Source organism: Vibrio sp. OPT46 (genome assembly GCF_015163535.1).
Lineage (GTDB): Bacteria > Pseudomonadota > Gammaproteobacteria > Enterobacterales > Vibrionaceae > Vibrio > Vibrio alginolyticus.
Window position 1 is genome coordinate 1 of record NZ_JADDYG010000453.1, and the last position, 514, is coordinate 514.

Below are 514 nucleotides of genomic sequence, written 5' to 3' on the forward strand. Positions count from 1 at the left end.
TTTTCAGCGCCACATATCAACGCCGTTTTATCTGGTTTACTCGCAGCATTTCTTTGTAACGCAGCAGCAAGATTCATCATAGTCTCTTCACCTCTTACTTGTCTTTCTCGTCTAATCAGCTCAGGAGCATTAACTAAGCAAGTTATCCTTAACACTGGATCGTCAGCATTTGAGTCTCACCAGTCATTATTATTTAACATTATGTTTACAACGCAATTGGAGCCAAGAATGTAAAGCAATTAACATTTCAGAAGGCAAATTAATAAAAGTGTGAGCTTGAAAGAGATGAATTGTTATAGATATCAACCCAAATCACTAAAAAACTCTGACTGCAATAGCAAATACAAAAGCAGCTAAAATTAACAAAAAGAAAACAAATAAAGAAAAATAAACTTGAACAATCCCAAGCGTAACCATTATAAGAAAAATCAATAGCAAACGTTTGCTATTGAACAAAACTTTATCGTTCGTCAATAAAATATCGATTAATCCATCAATAATACCTTGCTGCATA

Annotated in this window: 2 protein-coding genes; one reads left to right on the forward strand and one right to left on the reverse strand. The window is 33.5% G+C overall.

Annotated features, from left to right (window positions below):
* Nucleotides 1–234 (forward strand): hypothetical protein (locus IQR33_RS33645; RefSeq protein WP_228014013.1); only part of this gene is annotated, 234 nt, incomplete at its 5' end.
* Nucleotides 235–315: 81 nt separating this feature from the next.
* Here the strand turns inward: IQR33_RS33645 and IQR33_RS33650 are convergent.
* Nucleotides 316–514: hypothetical protein (locus IQR33_RS33650; protein WP_228014014.1), on the reverse strand; the 199-nt coding region annotated here is incomplete at its 5' end.